The organism is Dyadobacter alkalitolerans DSM 23607 (genome assembly GCF_000428845.1).
In the GTDB taxonomy this organism is placed as follows: Bacteria; Bacteroidota; Bacteroidia; order Cytophagales; family Spirosomataceae; genus Dyadobacter; species Dyadobacter alkalitolerans.
Genome location: NZ_AUAS01000007.1, coordinates 161,745 through 182,303, shown reverse-complemented (window position 1 = coordinate 182,303; position 20,559 = coordinate 161,745). Strand labels below are relative to the sequence as shown.

At 44.5% G+C, this 20,559-nt stretch carries 16 protein-coding genes; 13 read left to right on the top strand and 3 right to left on the bottom strand.

Annotated elements, in window-relative coordinates; all coding sequences use genetic code 11:
- Positions 1–65: 65 nt before the first annotated feature.
- The 10 genes from G395_RS0115810 to G395_RS0115765 all read left to right on the top strand — a co-directional run bounded on the left by G395_RS0115810 (position 66) and on the right by G395_RS0115765 (position 15,106).
- Positions 66–1,934 carry a glycosyltransferase family 39 protein gene (locus G395_RS0115810; protein ID WP_026630947.1) on the top strand — a complete coding sequence of 623 codons (1,869 nt, stop codon included), beginning with the start codon at positions 66–68 and terminating at the stop codon, positions 1,932–1,934.
- A 115-nt stretch (positions 1,935–2,049) separates the two neighbouring features.
- On the top strand, positions 2,050–2,877 hold the full coding sequence (locus G395_RS0115805; protein WP_026630946.1) for a transketolase: 828 nt from the start codon (positions 2,050–2,052) through the stop codon (positions 2,875–2,877).
- Positions 2,870–4,864, top strand: coding sequence for an NAD-dependent epimerase/dehydratase family protein (locus G395_RS0115800; RefSeq protein ID WP_026630945.1), 1,995 nt, complete (start codon positions 2,870–2,872; stop codon positions 4,862–4,864). The genes G395_RS0115805 and G395_RS0115800 overlap by 8 nt, the downstream gene beginning before the upstream one ends.
- Positions 4,865–4,897: 33 nt before the next feature.
- Complete coding sequence (locus G395_RS0115795; RefSeq protein ID WP_026630944.1) at positions 4,898–5,818, top strand: transketolase family protein; 921 nt, start codon at positions 4,898–4,900, stop codon at positions 5,816–5,818.
- Positions 5,815–7,509 (top strand): hypothetical protein, encoded by a 1,695-nt coding sequence (locus G395_RS0115790; RefSeq protein WP_026630943.1) that lies wholly within the window; start codon positions 5,815–5,817, stop codon positions 7,507–7,509. Before G395_RS0115795 ends, G395_RS0115790 begins: the two co-directional genes overlap by 4 nt.
- Positions 7,510–7,511: 2 nt before the next feature.
- The gene (locus G395_RS0115785) at positions 7,512–8,630 is read left to right on the top strand and encodes an acyltransferase family protein (protein WP_035361458.1); all 1,119 of its coding nucleotides are present in this window, start codon (positions 7,512–7,514) and stop codon (positions 8,628–8,630) included.
- 76 nt (positions 8,631–8,706) lie between these two features.
- A complete protein-coding gene (locus tag G395_RS0115780) occupies positions 8,707–9,450 on the top strand; it encodes a glycosyltransferase family 2 protein (RefSeq protein ID WP_026630941.1) in 744 nt (247 codons plus the stop codon).
- Positions 9,451–9,461: 11 nt separating this feature from the next.
- Complete coding sequence (locus tag G395_RS0115775; RefSeq protein WP_026630940.1) at positions 9,462–12,146, top strand: DUF3352 domain-containing protein; 2,685 nt, start codon at positions 9,462–9,464, stop codon at positions 12,144–12,146.
- A 5-nt stretch (positions 12,147–12,151) separates the two neighbouring features.
- Positions 12,152–13,180: a hypothetical protein gene (locus tag G395_RS0115770; RefSeq protein WP_026630939.1), complete on the top strand. Its 1,029-nt coding sequence runs from the start codon at positions 12,152–12,154 to the stop codon at positions 13,178–13,180.
- A gap of 195 nt (positions 13,181–13,375) precedes the next feature.
- A complete protein-coding gene (locus tag G395_RS0115765; protein ID WP_026630938.1) occupies positions 13,376–15,106 on the top strand; it encodes a M14 family metallopeptidase in 1,731 nt (576 codons plus the stop codon).
- Between the two features lie 6 nt (positions 15,107–15,112).
- On the opposite strand, the gene G395_RS0115760 is transcribed toward G395_RS0115765, so the two are convergent.
- Entirely contained in the window at positions 15,113–15,937 is an 825-nt protein-coding gene (locus G395_RS0115760; RefSeq protein ID WP_026630937.1) for a hypothetical protein, read from the bottom strand.
- 176 nt (positions 15,938–16,113) lie between these two features.
- Between G395_RS0115760 and G395_RS0115755 the strand changes: the two genes are divergently transcribed.
- Together G395_RS0115755 and G395_RS0115750 are read left to right on the top strand one after the other, a co-directional pair.
- The gene (locus G395_RS0115755; RefSeq protein WP_026630936.1) at positions 16,114–17,256 is read left to right on the top strand and encodes a DEAD/DEAH box helicase; all 1,143 of its coding nucleotides are present in this window, start codon (positions 16,114–16,116) and stop codon (positions 17,254–17,256) included.
- 2 nt (positions 17,257–17,258) lie between these two features.
- Positions 17,259–17,564, top strand: a complete 306-nt coding sequence (locus G395_RS0115750; protein WP_026630935.1) for a rhodanese-like domain-containing protein — start codon at positions 17,259–17,261, stop codon at positions 17,562–17,564.
- A gap of 43 nt (positions 17,565–17,607) precedes the next feature.
- Here G395_RS0115750 and dapF read toward each other — a convergent pair whose 3' ends face one another.
- Together dapF and rplS are read right to left on the bottom strand one after the other, a co-directional pair.
- Positions 17,608–18,384 carry a diaminopimelate epimerase gene (gene dapF, locus G395_RS0115745; protein ID WP_026630934.1) on the bottom strand — a complete coding sequence of 259 codons (777 nt, stop codon included), beginning with the start codon at positions 18,382–18,384 and terminating at the stop codon, positions 17,608–17,610.
- A 169-nt stretch (positions 18,385–18,553) separates the two neighbouring features.
- Positions 18,554–18,916 carry a 50S ribosomal protein L19 gene (rplS, locus tag G395_RS0115740; RefSeq protein ID WP_026630933.1) on the bottom strand — a complete coding sequence of 121 codons (363 nt, stop codon included), beginning with the start codon at positions 18,914–18,916 and terminating at the stop codon, positions 18,554–18,556.
- A 131-nt stretch (positions 18,917–19,047) separates the two neighbouring features.
- On the opposite strand from rplS, the gene G395_RS0115735 reads away from it, so the two are divergent.
- Positions 19,048–20,544 (top strand): bifunctional ADP-dependent NAD(P)H-hydrate dehydratase/NAD(P)H-hydrate epimerase, encoded by a 1,497-nt coding sequence (locus G395_RS0115735; protein ID WP_026630932.1) that lies wholly within the window; start codon positions 19,048–19,050, stop codon positions 20,542–20,544.
- The last annotated feature ends 15 nt before the right edge of the window (positions 20,545–20,559 follow it).

The following is a 20,559-nucleotide window of genomic DNA, read 5'->3' as shown; positions in this document are numbered from 1 at the left end:
TCTGTTTCCCAATTTTGGGCAAAATAGAACGATACAGAAATTATAGCGCACGTCAACTTTCTTAAATGTCTTCAAACCGTACGAACGAAACCCTGAAAACCTGGCTCATTTTCGCTGTCATTTTAATTGCGGGAACTGCGCTCAGGCTTCACAATCTGGATCGTTACAGTATTTTCTTCGATGAGAGAAGCACAATGGTGATCAGCCAGGGTGTCGTGTTGGAAGGTGCCAACCAAAAGGAAGTTTTTTCTAAGCTAACATTATCGAATTCGCAGTTCTGGAAAACACCTGAATTCAGCCTCAGGCCGCCAAGAGTCTTACGCTCATTTACTTACAACGAAAATTATGCTCCGCGTGCATTTACACCCGCGGAGTTTTGGGCACCTAAAACAATAGAAGATTATTATGAAGCCAATAACCGGAGCGATATTGGAAACAGCCCTTTCTATTATCTGCTGCTGCATTATTGGATGGAGGTTTTCGGCCTTTCGGACTTCTCCGCCCGCTCCCTTTCGGTGCTTTTCAGCGTGCTCATCATTGGTGTGGTATACTTGTTCGGAAGGCGCTTTTTTGGAGTTAATACAGGGCTGATTGCTGCTGCGATCGTTGCTTTCGAGCCGTTTTTTATCGGTTACAGCCAGCAAGCGCGCAGTTACTCTTTAATGTTCTTCCTTACCCTGCTTGCTACATATTTCTTTTTACAAATCATTGAAAGAGAGGCTGCAAAGGGGAAAACAACCCGACTTTACATTGGTTACATTATAACCGCAGGATTAAGCATCCTATCCCATTTTCTTTCTATTGCGGTCCTTTTGGGGCATGCCTTATATGCTTTGCTTTTTCTAAGGAATATTAAAGGTTGGATGAGAATGGCGGTTTCGGCCGTAGCGGCTTTGTCGGGTGTGGCCTGGTGGATGATTTATGGCGGCGGAACTTATACGCTGCATACGCTTAATTATCAGGCAGCTCTCTACAAAAGAATGGCCGAAACACGGCCTACGGACAATCCTTTCGGCATTATTTTGCCTGCCACGATTGGTAATGTGTTCGCCAAAGCGCTGCCGCTTTTTTCAGACCTCATTATTTTTACAAATGGCCTGACGGATGCCCTTGCCGGCAGAAAAAACGTAATTGTTTCTATATTAATAGGCGTGCTGCTGATCATTTGGTATCGGTTCAGGAATCATATTAAAATGCATGACGGACTGAAAGCGGCCATTCCTTTCATTCTGGCCATTTCCGGTGCTGTATTTTATTCAAATCATAAGCTGCAATTCATCATTCTTTCGGTCAGTATTTTTGCACTTTCCTTTATTCCCGATGTGCATATGCAGGCTGATAAGCAGCATAGGAGACGGCTTTGGATCGTCTATATTATGGCGCTGTTTCCAACCATCTTTTTAATTATTATGTCGTTCAAAAACGGCCATACATATGGATTGATGCAGCGTTATTCGGGTTTTTCGTTTCCTTATGCGATCATATTGCTGAGTCTTTTGCTGCAATATTATAAGACCATTAAGCTGGAATTCAGGGCATTGATCTTTATTGGCTTGGCTTGTCAGTTGTATTTTGTTTCGTTACGGCTTGGAGAATTCTATGCCGACCGGTCAGTGAAATATGGCTATTTCTCGACACCGCGGGCTCCTAACCCTTATTATGAGGCGGCGCAAAAGATTAAGGAATTGTATCAGGAAGGCGACACGATCCTGTATCCCGCTTCCCGTTATCCGATTTTATCAGAAATGGACAGGACATTCCTTTCCTATTCGGTTCAGGACGCGCAGGTGACGAATTTGTATCTGCCCAAAGACGCGCAATATGTGCAAGTGATGGACACGACACAGACTACACATATTTTACTTAAAAAAGCAGGAAATCCTGAACCGGTTGTGATCAAGAAATTGAAAGGGCTGCGTTACGGATTGGAGTAGGCAATGTAGGCTGATATCAAAAGCCGACAAATAAGATTTTGTATATTGCACTCTCAAAACCGAAGATTTGACCTTTATTTAGTGAGATTTTCTTAATATCGACATATACACAGGCATGACCGCAGAAGAGATATTGAATGACCCAAGACAGATAAGCGGAGAACTTCGGCTTAAAATTCTGGGTCTCTACCATAAAGCAAATGCCGGTCATATCGGCTGCTCATTAAGCTGCATTGATCTGATGATCGCCGTTCTTTTTCTGCAAAAATCGGAGGAAGACACCTTTATTTTATCCAAAGGACACGCCGCCGCCGCATTATACGCCTGCCTGAATGTTACAGGCGAAATTACAGACGACGAACTGGACACTTTTTACCTGGACGGCACCTCACTCCCAGCCCATCCGGCCCCAAGGCAATACAAAGGAATTCCTTTCGCAACCGGCTCACTGGGCCACGGGCTCCCCATTGCAACGGGAATCGCCCACGCGGCGAAAGTCGGAGGAGAAGAAACTTATTCATTCGCGTTGCTTTCGGATGGTGAGACAAATGAGGGAACAACCTGGGAAGCAGCACATTATGCGATCCAAAATCAGCTGGATAACCTATTTATGATTGTTGATAAAAACGGTTTGCAGGGTTTTGGTCCAACGGATAAAGTGTTGGGAGAAACAGCCTCCGTTGAGAAATGGAATGCAATCGGTTTTGAAACGATAGAGGTTGACGGTCACGACATTAATGCGCTAAGTTTAGCTATTGACGAACTTAAAACGCACAAGAACGGGCTGCCAAAGGCGATTATCGCTAACACTGTGAAGGGCAAAGGGGTGTCCTACATGGAGAATAAATTAGAGTGGCATTATTTACCAATGAACAAAGACCAATACGAGCAAGCCACGCTGGAAGTAAAGGAACGCTACTTTAATGAATTGACGAATGCTTGACCAATTGCCGGTTTTCCGCGATAAAATAGAAAGTTTAAAAGGGCCAGTTTTTGTTTTTGGTGCAAGCGGCTTCATCGGAGCCAATCTTTTCAACGAAATTTTTAAGATCCGAAAGGACTGTTATGCGCTCACACACGACGCAACAAAAGCATGGAGGCTAAAATTGCTGAATGTTCCTTTTGAAAATATTGTCCACTGCGATATCCTTTCCAATAACTCTGTTCAAGAGGTTTTTGAAAAATATAAACCGCAAACGATTTTTAATCTGGCGGCCTACGGCGCTTACAGCAAGCAAAATAATGTTAACCTGACCTATGAAACCAATGTCATCGGGACAGTTAACATTTTGCAAAACTGTACGACCGAAATGGTTTATATCCATGCAGGAAGCAGTTCGGAATATGGGTTCAACTGCACGTCTCCAAAAGAGACCGATCGCGTTGAGCCAAACAGTCATTATGCGGTCTCCAAGGTTTCAGCGGCATATTTATTAGAATATTATGCCAAAGTTTTTAATCTAAAAACGCTTAATCTCAGGCTTTACTCCATCTACGGATATTGGGAAGAGCCGGACCGGCTGATCCCGAAATTAATCGAGAACGCAAGAAAAAAACAGCTTCCTTCGCTGGTATCTCCGGATATAAGCCGTGATTTTGTTTTCATAGAAGACTGCGTGGAAGCGTTTTTGGACGCGGCATTAAAGATTAACAAGGAAACTTCCGGGAAGTCCTACAACATTGCAACGGGACGTAAGACAACGATGGGCGACCTCGTTGATACATCCAGACGAACATTCAACATTACGCAGGAGCCGCAGTGGGGCAGCATGTCCAACAGAAAGTGGGACCTTGCTGAATGGTTCGGCGATCCAAGTGCATTTGAAACAGACTTTGGCTGGAAAGCCCGCACTTCACTGGAAACCGGCCTAACAAAATACAGTGACTGGCAGGCGCAGATAAAATACGAAGACCGCGTAATTCCTGCTTTCGAAAACCCGAAACTGAACCCGATTATTACGGCGATCATCGCTTGTTATAAGGATGCGCAGGCTATTCCGTTCATGTACGAGCGGCTTGTGAAGACTTTCAATGATCTGAAAGTGCGCTATGAAATCATATTTGTCAATGACAACTCGCCTGATAATCAGGAAGAAGTGATTAGCCAGATTTGTGATAAAGATCCTAATGTTGTCGGGATCAGTCACTCCCGCAATTTCGGATCTCAATCTGCATTTTTAAGCGGTATGGAGATCGCAACGGGCGATTGCGTGGTTTTAATGGATGGTGATTTGCAAGATCCGCCGGAAATTATCCCTGCTTTTTACGAGAAATGGATGGAAGGATTTGACGTCGTTTATGGCGTTCGGGTTCAGCGTGAAATGAAACCACACATTCACTTTTTCTATAAATCGTTCTATAAAGTATTTCAAGGACTCAGCTACATTGCCATTCCCCGCGATGCCGGTGATTTTTCTATGATTGATCGCAAGGTTGTTAAGGAATTGGTGGATTTGCCTGAAACAGAGCAGTTTTTGCGTGGATTGCGCGCCTGGGTTGGTTTCAAGCAAACGGGCGTTCCTTATGTAAGGCCAGAGAGAATGTTTGGCGTTTCAACCAATAACTGGACAAAAAACATCTGGTGGGCGAAAAAAGCGATTTTCTCGTTCAGCTTTGCACCATTGGAATTGATGAGTTACGCGGGTTTTGCCTTAACCGGATTTTCGATTTTAGGGATTATCTGGCAAATCTTAGCGAAATTCGTGTTTTTCAGGGACACCCCGCAGGGTATCAGCACCGTTATTGTGTTGGTCGTATTCTTTGGAGGATTAACTATTCTCGGCATTTCATTCTTAGGAGAATACATTGCCAAGATCTTTGAAGAAACCAAAAAGCGACCAAAATACATCCGGACCAGAATCCGCCGCGGCTCCAAATCATACAAAACCGCAGACGAGATCCGGACGTTAGTGAAGCAATTGAGGAAGTAATTGCAATAGTCAAAGCATCATCATACAAACCGAATGAGAAAAGAATTTTCAAACGCTATGGAGCAGTTGGCAGTGGAGGATGACTCCGTTGTCTTCATTACTGGCGATCTTGGCTATAATGCATTGGAAAACTTGCAGGCCAAAATGGGTAAAAGATTTATAAATGCTGGTGTGGCTGAGCAGAATATGGTCGGCGTAGCAGCAGGATTTGCACATAAAGGCTATAAAGTTTTCTGTTACAGCATTGCCCCTTTTATCGTTTACCGCTGCTTGGAGCAGTTTCGGAATGATGTGTGTTTCAACAACTTACCTGTATTCCTGGTTGGGAACGGCGGTGGTTATGGTTACGGAATCATGGGAAGCAGCCATCATACAATTGAAGACCTGGCTTGCCTGAGCGGTCAGCAGAACGCAAATGTGTGGGTTCCGGCTTTTGCTGATGAAGTGGAACCTATGATCCAACAGATTGTCGCTGACGCGCGCCCCGCTTACCTGCGTTTGGGAGCAGGGAAAACAACTCCCGACAACAGTTACATTTCCGGCTCGTTCAAAGTAATCCATGCGCCGGAAACGGCCGAAATTACGGTTTTTGCATTAGGACCAATCGCTAATAATGTCATGACCGCCCTTTCACTTTCCGAAGACCTTACAGCGAAAGTGAATGTGATTACAGCAATGCATTTCCCTTTGCAAATTACCGACGAAGTGGAAACGCTCATTCGGAAAGCGCCTGCAATTCTTGTGGCGGAAGAACACATCAGCATTGGCGGGTTGGCACAACAGCTTTCTATCCAGCTTTTGGAGAAGGGCATCTTCCCACGTGCTTTCAAAAGCCTGAGAGCAGAAGGTTATCCGAATTCCCGTTACGGAAGTCAGACATATCACCAGAAGTTATCCGGGCTGGATCCTGATTCCATCGTTTCCCATATTGGTCAGTTAATGATTCCGGCATGACGAAAAAGGCTTTAACTATCTTTCTGAGCCTGATCCTGCTGCTACCGGTCCTGATTTATTTTATGGTCTGGAATTATTATGCTATTAATATTCCAAAATTCGACGACCACGCTTTAAAAGAATTTATCCTGTATTATTCCCAGGCGTCGTCCTGGAAAGAGAAGATCTGGCTGCTCTTTAAACAGCATAATGAGCACCGGATTTCCTTAACAAGGCTCATTTCCTGGTGGGACTATTCGTTGTTTGGATCATTGAATTACCGGCACCTGATGACAGCCGGGAATCTGTTGCTTTTGGCTGTTATCCCGCTTTGGTATGAATTGCTAAAAAAGAACAAAAAGCCTTTATCTGCCATATTACCCGTTCCTTTTCTCTGGCTTACACTTGCATTTTGGGAAAATATGTATTGGGGAATGGCTGCGATCCAGAATTTTGGTGTCGTTACTCTGGCAGTCTGGACGTTGTATTTGTGTATCAATTTTAAAACACTGCCCTTCGTAATTTCCCTTATTTTTGCTGGCGTCACGATCCTGACGAGCGGGAACGGTTTGCTGGTTCTTCCGCTGGGCGCGCTGCTATTATTTCTGACGGGCAATAGAAAACGCTTTGCCTTGTGGCTCATTGTCAGTGCTGTTGAGATCTTCTGCTATTTCAATTGGTATACCAAACCGGAATCCAATCCCGAATCCAAAGCGACCATTTTCCAGTTTATTAAGGGTTATATGGCGTTTCTGGGATCATTTGCAGAATCATTTCCGGTTGCCGACCACATTAAGGTTTGCTTTTTTATGGGGATCGTTTTGTTCCTGGTTGCTATTTCCATTGTTTCTACTACGCTGTTCCGCATCGTCCGGAATAAATACAGCCAGAAATTTGAGCGCATAACAGACCTTTTTTGCCTCGGAACTATCCTTTTCATTCTGGCCACTGCATTAATTGTGGTTTACAGTCGTGCAGGATTTGGGTTTGATACATTGGTAACCAGCCGTTATAAGATTTACTCGGTTCTTTTGCTGATTGTCGCGTATTTGTATGTGGTTATTCCGATTCGCGGAAGTTTTCTCTCACCCTATGTGACATCGATTGTTTTCCTTGGCGTGATATTCAACATTTTCAGCTATCATTATCATTTGGTTGACGCTTATAACTTGCGTAAGGAGTTAACGACTTCCCAGTTTAACTGGACTTATACAGACAAAGAACTGAAATACCCGGCTGACACTTCGTTTGCGGCCAATATAGTCGAGAAAACGCCTGTCTTCTATAATAAGCTTCTCCCGCTCATTTCCTTGGCGGACCGCCAGACTTATGCCGGAAATTCACGCGGCCTGACGGAATTGTACGATCGCACTACTTTTAATGCTGGCGAAGAAAATCTGACTATTGAAAATAATACTTTTACCAGCCAGAGATTGCAGGACAGCGGCATTTACATTTTGCTCAGTTCCAAAGAGCGGTATTATCTGTTTCCAGCATTGAGAACGCGTAATACAAGCCGGAAAGAGCTTTTTTTGAAACAATATTACTTTGCACCGGGATTCAGAGCGAACATTCCTTTTTCTGAAATGGACAAAGGGCTTTATGATGTTGCATTAATCAGGCAGCAGGGAGATCAAACGGGCATTCTGTTTCAAAATCAGAAAGTCCGGGTAAAGGAAACTAAGAAAAAGACGGTGAAGGTAAACTGGTAATTATGCGCAGCACATCACAGGGACACATTATTCAACTTGATGGAATCCGCTTCATTGCCATCGCGCTGGTGCTGATCGAACATCTGTTTGTAGAAATCAACACGGTGCCCGTCGGCGCTACGGGAGTGACCATCTTTTTTGTACTAAGCGGCTTTTTGATTTCCCGGATTCTCCTGAAAAGTAAAGAGAAAAACTATGAACTGGAAGGCGGGTTCAAGAAATACCTGAGCAAATTCCTGATCCGCAGAACGATAAGGATCTTTCCGGTCTATTATCTGACCATTTTCCTGCTCTATATCTTCAATGTGCCTCCCGTAAGAGAAAAACTGGGCTGGCTGGCATTGTACGGGACAAATATTTACATGGCCTGGAATAAAACCTGGATGGGTTCTATGGACCATTTGTGGTCGCTGGCCGTTGAAGAGCAGGTTTATTTGTTCTTTCCTTTCCTTATATTTTTTATACCAAAAGGCAAGCTGGTTCCGGTTTTGGGCGTTATGGGCTTGCTAAGCCTCGCATTTCGTTTTTACTATTTCTACACAAATCCGGATTTTGCCCTGGACGACTGGATCGTGACATATGTGAGTACGCCAGCATGCCTGGACTCGTTTGCATTAGGTGGCTTACTTGCGTGGTTGCAGCTTTACAGGAACGATTTTTTTGAGAAGCTTTTCAGTAAAACATGGCCTGTAGTGCTTGCATTCGCTGTATGGGTTTTGCTTCAATTCTGGTCTAAAACATTTGATAACCGTTTCAATGTATCATTTGTTGTGCTGGACAGAACTGTGTCGTCCATTTTCGGCTTTTTCCTGATCGGGCGGGGCGTTATGGGCTATACGGGAATCATGGCCGCTTTCCTGGAAAATCCAGTGAGCATTTACTTAGGAAAAATCAGTTACGGCTTGTATCTCTATCACAATTTCGTCTATAACCACTTCCATAGTGGTCCTATGCATCCTACCGTTCGCATTTTCCGGAAAATCTATCAATATGTTCCGGAGCTGAAAGGCTCGGTTGCCTTTGAAGCGCTGGTCGTGATCTTATTAACGATTGCTGTCGCTGCTGTCTCCTGGCACTTTTTTGAGAAGCCCATTAATGCCTTGAAAGACAGGTACGCTTAGTAATTTATCATTACCCATAGCCCGGTTACAGGCTTTATTTATTAATTTCGCGCAACCATACCAAATAAGTTTCTGCATGTCGTACCTTCTTAGTATAGTAATGCCCGCATACAATGAACAGGATTGTATCGAAAAGGTAGTATATAATTGGACTAATTTCTTAAAAAATAAATTTCCCAACGACAATACAACACTGATTGTAATCAATGACGGTTCGAAAGACAATACGAAAGTGCTTTTGGACAAATTACAGCAAGAGGTTACCAATCTGACAGTTATCAATCAGAAAAACGGTGGTCATGGCAATGCAGTCGTAAACGGCTATCGCAAAGCACTTGAACTGAATTCGGAATATGTTTTTCAGACAGACAGTGACGATCAGTTTGTTTCCGATGACTTCGATAAGCTTTGGAACAAGCGCAGCCAGTCTCAGTTTATCCTGGGTTACAGACAAGTAAGGCACGATGCCGGCGTCCGTTTGTTCATCACAAAATTCCTTCGTGGAACGATCTCGACGGTTTATGGCACATTCATCATGGACAGCAACATTCCTTTCCGTTTGATCAAAGGAACGTTCCTGCAAAAACTAATGAACCAATTGCCTGATCCTGAGCCTTTCGCACCTAATATTTTCTTGTCGGTGATGGCCAAAAAATCAGGTCAGGAATTATTCGATATACCCATTACACATAAAGACCGCGAAACCGGAACGGTTTCGATCGTTAAGTGGAACCTCTGGAAGGTTTGTATACGCAGCTTTAAAGAACTGTTGCGGTTTCGCCTGGAACTCAATGATAAAGTGAGAGCGATCCGTGCTTAACCATTAGGCTTGTGTCGAAAAAATACATTTTAGCTATCCTGCTCGCTGCTGTCATTGCGGCAGCAGGATATTTTCTGTTCAAATATTCGAGAGGCTCGGCTGCTGCGTGGAAATTCATCCCGTCCAGCGCACTTGTCGTCATTACCAGCGAGCATCTTCAAGATTCACTTTACGTCGCTACCGACGCCAATCTGGATGTGAAGCGACTTCCTCTGCTGGATGTTGCAAGCGACAACTTATCGCTCCTTAACCTTTTCGCAAAAGACCAGAAAAAGTTAAGTAACTTCCTCAAAAACAAGGCAGTATCCTACTCCTACCATCCGCGCACAAGCACAGAATGGGGTGTGATCATGTACATTCCGATCGCTAATGAGGAAGAATCGAAATGGCTAAGCACGCCGCAGAATCCCAATATCCGCGCGCTGCATCATAATTTCCAGGATCACCGCATTACAGACATTATCGATGCTAATTCGCGTCCGCTTTTTTCCTATCTTATTGAAGATCATTATTTAATTGTAAGCTATTACGGCGATCTGATTGAGGATGCAGTCCGGGCTTCTTCCATCAACATTGAATCGTTCCGGCTGAAATCGCGCTTCTCCGATTTAAACGATTCGGATTATGGAACCAGCATTTATCTGCGAAATGATGCCTGGAAATCAGTTATTTCAGGGGATAATATCAATGGCAACTTTTATGAGTTCGGCCGGAATTTTCCAACATTCCAGGATTTTCACATTGAAGAAGCGAAGGCAAAAGGCGGTCTTTCATTAAAGTCGACCGGAACCGACGCGCCGGATTACTATCTCACCAACATTATCAAAGACATTCCTGGTGCTCCCTTCACCGGTCACAAGCACATATCTCAGCAAACGTCATTTCTTTACAGATCGGGAGTTGTGGACCGGGCTGCATTTCAGAAGGAGTTTAAAAAATGGCATAAAAAATACAAGTCCGAATCCTGGAATAAGCTTGCTTACTACATTGGAAAGGAAAGCAATCAGCTCATCGATAACCTGGGTGCCGAGTTGATTTTATGTCAACTGGAAGAAAATAACAGCATCAGTGACGGCAAAATTCTGCTGGCTGAGTTTTCGAATTATGAAAAATTGCGGCCTGTACTGCAAAAGCTGGCGCGCCTGGCGAATGAAGAAACGAATGTTTCCATTGACCAATACCAGGGTTACGACATTTACTCTGTGCCCATTCCCGAGCTGCCGTCCGGCCTTTACGGTCCCATGTTTACGGGGTTCCCACGCAGTTACATCACGTACATTGCGCCTTATCTGGTGATCAGCAATAATTCTCAGGTTTTGCAGAATTACATTGTCGACTACGAGAATCAGATTACCTGGAAACAATCGCCGGAATATGACAGCATTCTTACTTCTGCGAAATCAGAAGCCCAGCTTTCGTTGATCGTCAATTTGCGTAAGGCGCAGACGCGTGCAGGCAATGGCGGGATTAAGAAATATAATGATTTGGTTACCAAGATGGAATCACTCGTATTCCAATGTAAATATGAGGACGGCGATGCATTTCCGGAAATCACACTTATTCCTAAAAAACGCCAGACTGCCAATAAAGTCCTCAACCGCACTTTCCTGAACATTGACATTGAATGGCCGGAAATCTTCGATTCTCAATTAGCGGCTTTGCAGAACCCGATCGATGGGAGCTCGGAAATATTGCTGACCGACAAGCAAAATAACTTACTCAGGACCAATAATTTGCGAGAAGGAAAAACCGAAACCATTGCCAAGCTTAACGGACCGATCATTACATCTGCCTATAAGGTCGATTTTTTGAACATTGGACGGCAACAGCGTATTTTTGCGACTAAGGGCACGGTTTACGCATTGGACGAAGATGATTCTACCACCGTCACAACATTTACGGGCTCGCTGCCTTCCGGCCAGGATATTGCTGCATTGTATGCGATTGACGGTGGGGATGATGGCAGTAACCGGTTTATCATAAAAAATACGGCGGAAGAGCTTTTCCTATGGGAAAGCGTAACAAAGCCGATCAGGCGGCTAAACCATTCCGTTCAGTTTGAGAACATTCAAAGTCCCGTTGTTGCATTGAACCAGACCGGGAACCGTGGGTTTATTGTCACACAGAAAAACGGTAAGATCTTCCTTTTAAAGGAAAACGGAACGGTTAAGCAGGGTTTCCCGGTGGACATCCTGACCCGGACGGAAAGCGCATTTACCTGGACGCAAAATCCCGCAACCGGCCAGCCTGAGCTTGTAGGTGTAAGTGTTTCCGGCGAGTTGATCCGCATTAGTCTGGACGGAAAGATCACATCGCGTAAGCAGTTGCTTAGACCTGAGCCGGGCTCGAAATTCAAGACATTATTTGACCGGAATTCGCTGGATTGGATCCTGATCCGGTCATTGAATTCTAAAACGGCGATCATCACGAAGGATGGAAATGATCTTTTTGAAATAAAGGATATCCTTCCCAATTCGATCATTCAATATCACTTTTTTGGCGTTGATAATCGCTTTATTACCATTAAGTCAGGAAGTTACACTACGGTTTTCGACATGACCGGCAAGCGGCTGGGCGACAAGGCAATCCCGTCCGAAATGCCTGTGCAACTCACTTATCAGCCCGGATATTACAAATTGCTTATATTCAGCCGTTCGGAGAAAAAAATCCAGGTTTGGTCTATTAAGCTTCGTTAGCAGTTATGAAGTTTTTAAAATACGCGGTTTTATTTTTGGGATGCATTGTCTGGGTCAGCGGGCTCAACCCTACCCTGTTAGCATTGGTTGGAAAATACAAATTGATCACCGACGGTTATCAGTACGGTGACCTTTACCGCATGGCCAACCTATCGGCATTCAAAGATCCAAGACAAGAATGCCCCGCTTATACGCCGCCCGCGACGAAAAACACTGCGAAAAAAGTGCATTTGTATATTGTAGGCGATAGTTTTACGGAAGCGCAGCGCGTAGGAAAGAGTGATTTCGCAGTGGATCAATATGCATATGTGAAGTGGGCCGATGTGCTGCACGTGAAACTCGACACTTCGGCGACCAACATTCTTTTGCTTGAATCCGTAGAACGCCATTTCAGACAGCATCTGGCAACACCCGTAACCTCCGTTGTGCCGGATTCAGCCACATTCACGCAACAGATCTCGTCATCCAAATTTATGCACAAACTGGATGCAGCATTCAACGGGAAACAAGCTCAGGACCGCTTTGAGGCTCTTTTGTTCCAAAATGAAGCTTTTTTAAAGGTTAAGGAATGGAAAGCCGATTTCACCTATCATCTTTTTCATCGTGTCAACACCAATGTAACCCTGGTCGACAATGACCGCGCTGTAGTTTCGCACATGGACACGGACACGCCGAATGTTACCTCTTCGTTCTCCGAAGTCCGGAATTCGGAACTGGATTCGCTTGTTATGAATCTCGAATTGACAAAAAATGCTGCCCTGACAATGGGTTTTGACTTCGTTGCATTGGCTATCATCCCCAACAAAGTTTCTGTTTTGCAGCCTGACTACGGCGTTTATAATCAACTCATTGAGCGCGTTTACAAACATCCAAAGCTCCCAGTTCCCTACATTGACGTGCTTACTGATTTCCGCAAAATGGGCGCTGCTTCTTACCTTAAAGGCGATTCGCACTGGACCTGTGAAGCACAGAATTTGTGGCTTAACAAGGCCAATGCATTGATTAACACGCTTGTTGATCAGGAAAATATTTAAATGCCTGCCTGCTTATCTGCCGGGATTTTCTACATTTAAGTGAACAAATGTTGCGTTCACGCTTTTTAAAGATTGGTCGTATATCAGAGATAATCTAAGCAACTGATACATCGGCTTTGTACACCATTTGCCAGACCCGTATTTGTATTTGATGCAGAAATACAAACATTAATCTCAACAAGTTTCAATTCGAATATGCGTTTATTTTTTTACTCAATACTCTTCTCCTTTACATTATCAGCACAGGCCCAGTACACAACCCGATTTGAAAGCAGCGGCGGCAAACAAACGCCAACTTATGAACAAGGGATTGCTTTTTACAAACTTCTGGCCAAGGACTTTCCACAGATTCAGATCACTGAAAAAGGACTCACCGACAGCGGGCATCCGCTTCACCTGGTGTTATATTCCAAAAGCAAAACCTTTGACATCAAGAAACTAAAATCGCAGCAAAAAGCCATTCTCCTGATCAACAATGCCATTCACCCGGGCGAGTCGGATGGTGTGGATGCGTCCATGATGCTGCTGCGCGACATAGCCGTTAATCCCGGAAAATTCCCTGAGCTGGACAATGTGATCATAGCCGTAATTCCATTTTACAACATTGGCGGTGCATTAAACAGGAACAGCACGACACGAACAAATCAGGCCGGGCCGGAGGAATATGGTTTTCGCGGCAATGCCCGGAATTACGACCTAAACAGGGATTTTATCAAAAACGACACCAGAAACGCGCGAAGCTTTGCGGCTATTTTCCACGAATTAGACCCCGATCTTTTCGCAGATACACACGTGAGCAATGGCGCTGATTATCAGTATGTGATAACATTAGATTATGCACAAAAAGATAAGCTGGGAGGCAAATTGGGCTATTTTAATGATAAGGTTTTCCTGCCTTATATGTACAAGCATTTGAAGGAATCAGGATTTGAGGCAACGCCTTATGTCAATTCCTGGGGCCAGACGCCGGACAAGGGTTTTGTGCAATTCCCCGACTGGCCGCGCTATTCAACAGGTTACGCTGCATTATTTCACACGATCGGTGTGATGACAGAAACGCATATGTTGAAGCCTTATGACAAGCGCGTTGCCGCAACTTACGCTTATTTGTTGGGCAACATTAAATTCCTGGCAAGAAACCGCAGGGAGCTCCTTAAACTTCGGAAAGACACCAAAGAGGCTGTAAAAACGCAGGAGAAATTTGCTGTCTCGTGGGAAGTCAATAAAGTCAAAAACACGCAAATCGACTTTAAGGGTTTTGAACCTGAATACATTATCAGCAAGGTGAGCGGAGCGCAAAGGTTATCGTACAACCGCTCCAAGCCATTTACCAAAAAAATCCCTTTTTACGACACTTACTCGCCATTAGACGAGGTTACCAAGCCCGTTGCATACATTATTCCGCAAGGGTGGCACAACATTATCGACCTCATGAAGCTGAATGGTGTAGAAGTAAAACAGCTCGAAAATGACGCGGAAATGGAAGTGGAAACGTATTATATACAAGATCTGGAAACCCCCAAACAGCCATTTGAGGGCCACTACTGGCATACGAGCGTGACTACGAAGACTGTTAAGCAGCAGGTCAAATTCAAGAAAGGCGATTGGTATATCCCTGTAAACCAATGGACTAACCGATACATTGTCGAAACGCTGGAACCGAAGGGCGTAGATTCTTTTTTTAAATGGAATTTCTTTGACACGATCTTGCAATCCAAGGAACATTATTCGGCCTATGTGTTTGAAGATCTTGCCGCCGAATTGCTCGCCAAGGACGTCAGCCTGAGGATTAAGCTGGCGGATAAGCGTAAAATTGATCCTGAGTTTGCAAAAAGTGCCGCGGCGCAGCTGGACTTTATTTACGACAATTCGCCATACCGCGAAAAAGAATATATGCGCTATCCTATATTCAGGCTAATGAAATGATGCTGTTTAGAAACGCAGGCCCAGATTGAAATTGAATTCGCCGGTGATATTAATGCCGCCATTGCTTATCTGCCGGGTGTCATTATAAGTTTCCCGGTCAATATACCGCGATCCTAAGCCTCCATTCAGGCCGATCTGAAAACGTTCTGTGATTTGGAAATTTACATAATTGTTGACGATGATACCAAAACGAAAGATTTTTGTTTCAGCGTTCGTACCGATATATGTCCCGGTGTTAGGATCGTAATAACCATTGTTGCGGAACTGCTTTCCAAAACCGCTGAAAACGCTCGGTCCGACGGCGTAGGTAACCCTTCTTTGCCCGAAAGGATATATTTTCAAGCCGGGAGAAAAGTAGAAGGACTCTGTCTGATCGCCATTTCCATCAAACGTGTAGTTAAAACGGTCCGGAAAAATGATCGAGATCGGCAGTATGACGCCGAAATAACCCTTTTTATCTGCCAGGATTTCATAGCTCAACCCTAATCCGGGTCCGCTATCCAATGCTTTAAATGGTGAAAAGTTGACCAGATGCCTTCCAAAAAGATACGAACTGCTTGCCGGTTGTGCGCGCCGTTTGCCCGGCAGGTTTCTTTCATCTATGAAAACAGTCTGGCCATTTCCAAACTCGATGCGGTTAAGCTCATTTTTTCGGATAACAAAACTGGCGCTTCCATCCTCGGAGCTGATTTTGTAGGAAACGCGATCAATTCCAACCTCCGTAACCTTACCCTCAATGGTCGAGCCGTTTTTCTTAACAAGAACATCCTGACCATTTGCAATCAGGAATACTGCTGATAATAATAGAGTTAGCGCGAAGGATCTGATCATAAAACAAATGAGTTGATGAATGTCAACCAAATTTAAACAATCCTGGATACTTTTGCGGAGTATATGGACTGAACGTTTAAAAATATACTACTGTTATACCCTTGGCTTACAAGGGCCTTTATATTATTCAGGCTGTTTTTATATTAATATAGAGGACAGCCATTTAAAAAAATCAAATGACATTTCAAGATTTAAAGCTCATTGAGCCTATTGCTAAGGCTCTTCAAGAAGAAGGATACACCACTCCCACCCCCATTCAAGCCAAAGCGATCCCCATTATCCTGGATCAGAAAGATTTACTAGGCTGCGCGCAGACAGGCACAGGAAAAACAGCAGCATTTGCTATTCCAATGCTTCAATTGCTTCATAATAATCCAGTTGGAAAATTCGAGAAAAGCAGAATTCGCGCACTAATTTTAACGCCAACACGCGAACTTGCGATACAGATCGGTGAAAGTTTCGCCGCTTACGGTCGGCATACGGGTGTTAAACATACGGTTATCTTTGGTGGAGTTGGTCAAAAACCACAAACGGATGCGCTTCAAAGGGGCGTAGACGTGCTTATAGCTACACCGGGACGATTGTTAGACCTTATCAATCAAGGCTTTATCAAGCTGAACCAGCTTGAATTCTTTGTTCTGGACGAGGCGGACAGAATGCTTGACATGGGTTTTGTACATGATGTTAAAAAAGTGATCAAGCTGCTTCCAGCAAAAAGGCAATCGCTGTTTTTCTCAGCCACAATGCCACCAGCCATTGTAACATTAGCTAATACGATTTTAAGAAATCCGCTGAAAGTGGAGGTAACTCCGGTTTCCTCCACTGCGGACACCATTCGTCAGTCTGTTTTTTTTGTAGATAAATCTGATAAAAATTCGCTTTTACTGCACATTTTGAGGGACGAATCCATTGCTACTGCATTGGTTTTCACCCGGACAAAGCATGGGGCTGATAAAGTTGTGAAGGTTTTGAGAAAAGCAGGCGTGAGCTCTGAGGCAATCCATGGAAACAAATCCCAGAATGCCCGTCAGAACGCTTTGAAAAACTTTAAAAGCCAGACCACCAGGGTTTTAGTGGCAACAGACATTGCTGCAAGGGGAATCGACGTGGATGACCTAACACACGTCATCAACTACGAGATCCCTAACATTCCTGAAACTTATGTGCACAGAATCGGAAGAACCGGTCGTGCCGGAGCAAAGGGAATTGCATTTTCATTCTGTGATCTGGACGAAAAAGTATATCTGAAAGACATTCACAAACTGATCGCTAAAAATATCCCGGTTGTAAACGACCATCCGTACGCAACGGGCCGGTAACAATGACAAGCAATACTTACACCGACATTAACGTCCATGAGGCCAGGCAATTAGGAAAACAACCTGATGCTGTATTAGTTGATGTAAGGGAAACCTGGGAATTTGAAGAATTTAATGAAGGAGGAATTAATATTCCTTTGGCCGAGATCCGCGAAAGAAGAGCGGATCTCGTTTCATATAAAAGCATTATCGTAATTTGCACAAATGGCGTAAGAAGTAAAGTCGCTGCCATGGACTACTGCCGCGTGCCAGAGTGGCTCGACAAGCAGATCTTCCATGTAAAGGGGGGGATTATAGAAGCGGAGTGATGGTGTTGCTGGTTTTTACAGAGCTTTCACTGCCCCTTCCTAATTAAGCCTCCAAAGTCCCTTCAAAGACCCTAACCGCCGGGCCTATTAAATGAATGTTGTCAAATCCGGACGGCGTTTCTTCAAAATCAACTTTCAATGTCCCGCCAATTGTTTCGATGATAATCGGGCCTGCGAAGCCTTTGCGTAAATGTGCGGATAGCGCACACGCGGTTACGCCCGTGCCGCAGGAGTAAGTTTCATCCTCCACGCCACGCTCGTAAGTCCTCACGCTGAGATGATTAGGTTCAATTACTTCAATAAAATTCACATTCGTCCCGCCTTTCGGCCCATAAACTGAACCATAGCGAATCTCACTGCCGATATTCACAACATCCGTTTCTGACACATTATCCACATAAGTGACATAATGCGGTGAGCCGGTGTTCATGAAATCAAACTCTTCATAACGCTCAACATTGGTGACCGGGGACATTTTCAAGCTGATGACATCACCCGTAACCGTCGCTTCGTGCAAGCCATCGACGGCTATGAATGTTGTTGAATCCGTAAAAAGCCCTAAATCGTGCGCGAAGCGCACAACACAGCGTCCGCCATTGCCGCACATGCTGCCCTCGCCCCCATCCGCATTGAAATACACCATCCTGAAATCGTAGCCTGGCTCATTCTGCAACAGGATCAGCCCATCGGAACCGATGCCAAATCTACGGTGACAGATAGAAGCGATCAACTCTTTCGTAACCGGAAATGTTCTGCTCCGATCGTCGATCATCACAAAATCGTTTCCTGTTCCCTGATATTTAAAGAAAGCAATGTTCATATTATTAATGTTTCCGTCGGTTTAAACCGACGGGCATGGGGTCCATTTAAATTGACGGACAAATAAAAACAATGGCCGCCGGTTTAAACCGGCGGACACTGGAAAAACAAAACCCTGCAAGAAATGATCGCTTGCAGGGTTTAAATTTTTTGTCCGAAGGAAATTTATATTACTTCGATACTTTAAGCTCTTTAATACGAGCGGCTTTACCCTGACGGCCACGAAGGAAGAACAGACGTGAACGACGCACCTTACCGCGACGAATCAATTCGATTTTAGCGATACTTGGTGAAAGAATTGGGAAAACACGTTCTACGGCAATACCGTTTGAGATTTTACGTACAGTAAAAGTTTCACCGCTTCCGCTAAGGTTACGACGTTGCATAACTGTGCCCTGGAACTGCTGGACACGCTCTTTGTTACCTTCACGGATCTTAACGTGTACGTTGATCGTGTCGCCTGAATTAAATTCAGGATACTCGGATTTACGATTTTCAATCGTAGCTTCTACGAGTTTAATAAGTTCGCTCATGACGAATGCTTTTTTGGATTTAAAATGATAGCTTGCTTCCAGCGGATGAGGTGACGCCCCTTCATTCAAAACAGCTCTTGCGAAAACGAGTGCAAAGCTAATATTTTTTCTTTGTTTGTAAAAGCATTTACATGAAAATCCTAAATGTTAAACAGATACGTGAGCTAGATGCATACACGATTGAAAATGAGCCGGTTTCATCTGTTGATTTAATGGAACGGGCTTCCAATGCCTTTGTCCGATGGTTTTGTAATCAATTTGTCAACACCCGCCCCGTTGCCGTTTTTTGCGGAAAAGGAAACAATGGCGGAGACGGCCTGGCCATTGCCAGAATTCTGAGCAGCAATCACTATGATGTCCAGGTTTTTATCGCTGAATATACCGACAACACAACACCCGATTCCCAAGCCAACTTAGCACGATTAACAGACCACTTACAGCCGGCTAGCATTGCCCAAAAAGACGATTTTCCCACATTATCACCGCAGGTAATTTGTATTGACGCATTGTTGGGATCTGGTTTGTCCAGGCCTGCGGAAGGACTTTTGGCTGACATCATTCATGCTTTAAATGCACTCCCCAACAAGCTGGTTTCCGTTGACGTTGCGAGTGGATTATACACTGATAAAAGTAATCAAAAAGAGGATCCGATTATAGAACCTCATTTCACTGTGTCATTTCAGCTGCCAAAGCTTGCCTTTATGATGCCCCAGAATGCGAAATTTGTGGGTTCATGGCATTTGGTGGACATCGGTTTGAACGAAGAATTTATTAAAAATGCAGAGACGCCTTACCATTACACCGACAAGCGAACAGCGCAAAAACTGATTAAGCCAAGGGATAAATTTTCGCATAAAGGCACTTTTGGGCACGCATTGCTCATGGCAGGGAGTTACGGCAAAATGGGCGCCGCTGCCCTATCCGGCAAGGCTTGTCTCAGATCAGGCGTCGGTTTGCTGACCATGCACATTCCGTCCTGCGGATATGACATTATCCAGATTTCCATTCCCGAGGCAATGGCCATTACGGACCAGAATGCAAAACATTTAAGCGAAGTAACGGATCTTACATCTTACTCAGCCATCGGCATCGGCCCGGGCGTTGGCAAAGACGCCGCGACTGTTCAAGTTGTAGAAAAACTATTGGATAGCATCAATGCGGATGATATAAACGCCAGATTCATCATTGATGCGGATGCCTTGAACATTTTATCGGAAAACCGGCACCTGCTAGAAAAATTGCCAGAGAATACAGTCCTAACCCCACATCCCAAAGAATTCCAGCGCCTGGCGGGAGAAAGCAAGGATGAATTCGAACGCTTACAAATCGGTATTGATTTTGCCAAAAAACACAAAGTAATTATCTGCTTAAAAGGTGCCAACACAGCAGTCATTCTCCCAAACTGCGAGGTCCACTTCAACTCCACCGGCAACCCAGGCATGGCCACCGGCGGCACCGGCGATGTGCTTACAGGGATAGTAACCAGTCTTTTGGCACAAAAATACGAACCTCAGACAGCAGCAATTCTAGCAGTATATCAACACGGCCTGGCAGGCGACCGCGCCGCCGAGCAACGAGGCCAAAGCGCGCTGATCGCTTCGGATTTGGTAGAGCATTTGGGTTGGTGAGCGCAAATGATTAAA

Excerpts from the sequence above, each read along its gene's own strand:
- G395_RS0115810 (WP_026630947.1), top strand. The coding sequence starts at position 66 with ATGTCTTCAAACCGTACGAACGAAACCCTGAAAACCTGGCTCATTTTC.
- G395_RS0115805 (WP_026630946.1), top strand. The coding sequence starts at position 2,050 with ATGACCGCAGAAGAGATATTGAATGACCCAAGACAGATAAGCGGAGAA.
- G395_RS0115800 (WP_026630945.1), top strand. The coding sequence starts at position 2,870 with ATGCTTGACCAATTGCCGGTTTTCCGCGATAAAATAGAAAGTTTAAAA.
- G395_RS0115795 (WP_026630944.1), top strand. The coding sequence starts at position 4,898 with ATGAGAAAAGAATTTTCAAACGCTATGGAGCAGTTGGCAGTGGAGGAT.
- G395_RS0115790 (WP_026630943.1), top strand. The coding sequence starts at position 5,815 with ATGACGAAAAAGGCTTTAACTATCTTTCTGAGCCTGATCCTGCTGCTA.
- G395_RS0115785 (WP_035361458.1), top strand. The coding sequence starts at position 7,512 with ATGCGCAGCACATCACAGGGACACATTATTCAACTTGATGGAATCCGC.
- G395_RS0115780 (WP_026630941.1), top strand. The coding sequence starts at position 8,707 with ATGTCGTACCTTCTTAGTATAGTAATGCCCGCATACAATGAACAGGAT.
- G395_RS0115770 (WP_026630939.1), top strand. The coding sequence starts at position 12,152 with ATGAAGTTTTTAAAATACGCGGTTTTATTTTTGGGATGCATTGTCTGG.
- G395_RS0115765 (WP_026630938.1), top strand. The coding sequence starts at position 13,376 with ATGCGTTTATTTTTTTACTCAATACTCTTCTCCTTTACATTATCAGCA.
- G395_RS0115760 (WP_026630937.1), bottom strand. The coding sequence starts at position 15,937 with ATGATCAGATCCTTCGCGCTAACTCTATTATTATCAGCAGTATTCCTG.
- G395_RS0115755 (WP_026630936.1), top strand. The coding sequence starts at position 16,114 with ATGACATTTCAAGATTTAAAGCTCATTGAGCCTATTGCTAAGGCTCTT.
- G395_RS0115750 (WP_026630935.1), top strand. The coding sequence starts at position 17,259 with ATGACAAGCAATACTTACACCGACATTAACGTCCATGAGGCCAGGCAA.
- dapF (WP_026630934.1), bottom strand. The coding sequence starts at position 18,384 with ATGAACATTGCTTTCTTTAAATATCAGGGAACAGGAAACGATTTTGTG.
- rplS (WP_026630933.1), bottom strand. The coding sequence starts at position 18,916 with ATGAGCGAACTTATTAAACTCGTAGAAGCTACGATTGAAAATCGTAAA.
- G395_RS0115735 (WP_026630932.1), top strand. The coding sequence starts at position 19,048 with ATGAAAATCCTAAATGTTAAACAGATACGTGAGCTAGATGCATACACG.